This window comes from Burkholderia sp. (assembly GCF_018375725.1).
Classification (GTDB): domain Bacteria; phylum Pseudomonadota; class Gammaproteobacteria; order Burkholderiales; family Burkholderiaceae; genus Burkholderia.
The window spans coordinates 1-3,735 of record NZ_JAHACR010000369.1 but is presented as its reverse complement, the minus strand read 5'-3'; the positions used below and the strand labels follow the sequence as shown (position 1 = coordinate 3,735).

2 protein-coding genes and 1 pseudogene are annotated in these 3,735 nt (G+C 68.6%); 2 read left to right on the top strand and 1 reads right to left on the bottom strand.

Features of this window, described 5'->3' with window-relative positions:
- Both KH616_RS22855 and KH616_RS22850 read left to right on the top strand, forming a co-directional pair.
- Positions 1-451: pseudogene (locus KH616_RS22855) on the top strand (hypothetical protein); the annotation flags it as partial.
- Between the two features lie 105 nt (positions 452-556).
- Positions 557-1,477 carry an arylamine N-acetyltransferase gene (locus KH616_RS22850; RefSeq protein ID WP_292252176.1) on the top strand — a complete coding sequence of 307 codons (921 nt, stop codon included), beginning with the start codon at positions 557-559 and terminating at the stop codon, positions 1,475-1,477.
- Positions 1,478-1,526: 49 nt separating this feature from the next.
- Here KH616_RS22850 and KH616_RS22845 read toward each other — a convergent pair.
- A partial coding sequence (locus KH616_RS22845) for an NAD-glutamate dehydrogenase domain-containing protein (protein ID WP_292252175.1) occupies positions 1,527-3,735 on the bottom strand: 2,209 nt, incomplete at its 5' end.

Sequence of the window (3,735 nt, the reverse complement as noted above, 5' to 3'; positions counted from 1 at the left end):
CGACTGGGTCGGTACGCGGCGGCCAGCGTGGATGGCGGCGAGCCTGCTCGGCGGCGGCAACGCGCTGACGCCGGCCGCGCTGTCGCAGATGGGCGGTGCGCAGCAGTCGGTATCGCAGGCGCTGGGCCAGGCATTCGCGAACGGCGGCGCCGCACGCGGCCCGGTCGACAAGCAGGCGTTCAGCAACGGCCTCGCGTCGCTCGGCCAGGGTCTCACGCAGTATTCGCAATTGCAGTCCGGGCTTGGCAATCTCGGCGGCGCGAATCCGGCGGCGCTGCTGCAGGCGGGCCTCAATCCGCAGAACATGCAGGCCGCGTCGTACATCGCGCAGAATGCGCCGGGCCAGTTGCAGTCGCTCGCGACGACGCTGAGCCAGGCCGTCCAGTTCGCGACGAGCCAGGGCATCTCGATTCCGGCGGTCGCGACCTCGGCGCTGAAGCTGCTGCCTTGACTTGCCATGTCCCCATGCACCCGGGCGTCCCTTGCGATGCCCTTGCGTTGCATGGGGATTCCGGCCGGTGCTATCGTGTGGCGTCCCCGCTACCGGTGCCGGCCCATGAACCCGCCGTTCGATCTGTCCCGCTACTTCGCACGCATCGGCTACGACGGCCCCGCCACGCCGACGCTCGATGTGCTGCGTCGCCTGCATCGGCTGCAACCTCAGGCCATTCCATTCGAGAACCTCGATCCGCTGACCGGCGTGCGTGTTGCGCTCGACGTGCCGGCAATCGTCGCCAAGCTGGTCGACCGGCGGCGCGGCGGCTACTGCTTCGAGTTGAACAAGCTGTTCTACACGGCGCTCACGCAGATCGGGTTTCGCGTGACGCCGCTGATCGCGCGCGTGTGCTGGATGCGGCCGCCGGAGGCGGCGACCGCGCTGACCCATATGCTGCTGCGCGTCGATCTCGATGGCGAGATCTGGTTTGCGGATATCGGTTTCGGCGGCGTGACGCTGACGGCGCCGCTGCGTCATGCGCCGGGCGTGAGCCAGCGGACGCCGCACGGCACGTTCCGGGTCGTCGAGGCCGCGGTGCCGGGCGAGATCGAACTGGCGTTCGAAACGGCGAGCGGCTGGCAGCCGGTCTATCGGTTTGCGCTGAAGCCGGCCGAGTGGGTCGATTACGAGGCGGGGAACTGGTTCACGTCGACGTATCCCGATTCGCTGTTCGTCAACGATCTGGTCGCGTGCCGCGTCCTCCCGGAGGGCCGCGCGACGCTCGTCAATCATGTGCTGACCTTGCGCGACGTATCGGGCGATACCCGGACGGTCACCTTCGACAATGCCGAGGCGTGGGAGGCATGTCTGCGCGACACGTTGCGGATCGATCCGGCAGGTTTCGATCTCGCGGCATTGTTCGCGCGGCTTGCGGCGCGTGGCGATCCGCTGGCAGCAGGCGGCCGCGCGGCATCGGCCGCCGCGGCATCGGCCGCCGCGGCATCGGACAGCGCGGCATCGGGCAGCGCGGCCGCGCATTGACGGCCGGCCGCCGCGCCGTCCACGCTGCGCCGGCGCGGCGCGACTGTCGTCAGGCCCGTTCCAGCACCGCCATTTCCCGCACGATCACGAGCAGCATCGACAGGCTTGCGCCGCCCGTCGCGCGCAGCTCGGCCAGCAATTGCGCATAGCGCGCCAGCGCGGTTTCGCGCCGGCCGCACCATGCTTCGACGATCGTTTCGGGCGTCGTCGATTCGGGGGACTGCGTCAGCGCGCTTGTCGTGAGTGCCCGCTTGAGGCGGGCCAGTTCCGCGAGCGCGGCCGCACGCGCCATCATGTCCCAGTGCGTGGGCGTGGGCAGCGACATCGCGCGTTCGCCGATCCACCCGTAGTTGAGCAGGGTGCCGAGCGCGAAGTAGACACCCGCGACGAGTTCCAGGCTGCGGTTGCACGCGGTGGCCACCTCGGCGATGTCGAGCAGCGCGGCGGAAATCTCGCCGCTCGCGACGCGGACCGCCAGCCCGCTGTCGAACCCGGCTTCCACCAGCACGCGCTGCCGCTCGGACAAGGCGTCCAGATCGGCCGCGGGCAGCAGCGCCGGCAGTTGCGGCGCGAGTTGCTGCGCGGCGTCGCGGCAGCGCGCGAGCAGCGTACCGACATCGCTGTCGTTCAACGCGCCTGCCTGCAGATGCCGCAGGAACCACAGCGCGGAGCGTTCGAGCAGCCGCGCCACATCGACGAACATGCGCGCCTGCACGTCGTCCGGGACGCGGTTGTCGAGTGCGTCGATGTCGCGCCAGATCTCGTCGAGGTCGAACACGTCGCGCGCCATGATGCACGCGCGCACGATGTCGCCCGGCTTGGCGTCGGTTTCCTCCATCAGACGATGCACGAACGCGCAGCCGACGCGATTGACGAGTGCGTTCGTCAGGTGGGTCGCGAGAATCTCGCGGCGCAGCGGATGACGGCGCATCGGCTCGATGAAGCGCTGTTGCAGCGGCTTCGGGAAATAGTCGACCAGCATCTGGGCGACGAGCGGATCTTCGGGCACGTCGGATTCGAGCAGCGCGTCGTAGAGCCACATCTTGCTGTACGCGAGTAGCACGGCGCGCTCCGGCGACGTGAGGCCGAGCCTCGCGGCCTGCCGCTCGGCGATCTCGTCGTCGGTCGGCAGGAACTCGATCGCGCGATTCAGGCGGCCCGCGCGTTCGAGCCAGCGCATCAGGCGCGCCTCGGCGTCGAGCATCTCGGCGCTGTAGCGGCCCGCGATCGACAGCGCCTGCGTCTGGTAATAGTTGTCGCGCAGCACGAGCAGCCCGACTTCGTCGGTCATTTCGGCGAGCAGCGCATTGCGTTGTTTCCCGGTCATCTCGCCGTCCGCGACCACCAGCCCGAGCAGGATCTTGATGTTGACTTCGTGATCCGAACAATCGACGCCGGCGGAATTGTCGATCGCGTCGGTATTGATGCGTCCGCCGCACTGCGCGAACTCGATGCGTCCGAACTGCGTGAAGCCGAGATTCCCGCCTTCGCCGACGACCTTGCAGCGCAGATCCGCGCCGTTCACGCGGACGGCGTCGTTTGCGCGGTCGCCGACTTGCGCGTTGGTCTCGCGGGCGGCCTTGACGTAGGTGCCGATGCCGCCGTTGTAGAGGAGATCGACCGGCGCCTGCAGGATCGCGCGGATCAGCTCGTTCGGCGTGAGCGCGGCGGCGTCGATGCCGAGCGCGGCCTGGATCTCGGGCGACAGCGGGATCGTCTTCGCGGTGCGCGGAAAGACGCCGCCGCCCGCCGAGATCGCCGCGGCGTCGTAGTCGGCCCAGCTGGAGCGTTCGAGCGCGAAGAGGCGTGCGCGTTCGGCCAGACTCTTCTCCGGATCGGGATTCGGATCGAGGAAGATATGCCGGTGATCGAACGCCGCGACGAGCCGGATGTGCGGCGACAGCAGCATGCCGTTGCCGAATACGTCGCCCGACATGTCGCCGATGCCGACCACCGTGAAATCCTCGGCCTGCGTATCGACGCCCATTTCGCGGAAATGCCGTTTCACCGATTCCCATGCGCCGCGTGCGGTGATCGCCATTTTCTTGTGGTCGTAGCCGACCGAGCCGCCCGACGCGAACGCATCGTCGAGCCAGAAGCCGTATTCGTGCGAGATGGCGTTCGCGTAATCGGAGAAGGTCGCCGTGCCCTTGTCGGCGGCGACGACCAGATACGGATCGTCGGGATCGTGCCGCACGACGTCGGGCGGCGGCACGATCGCCTGGTTCGCGAGGTTGTCGGTCAGGTCGAGCAGGCCG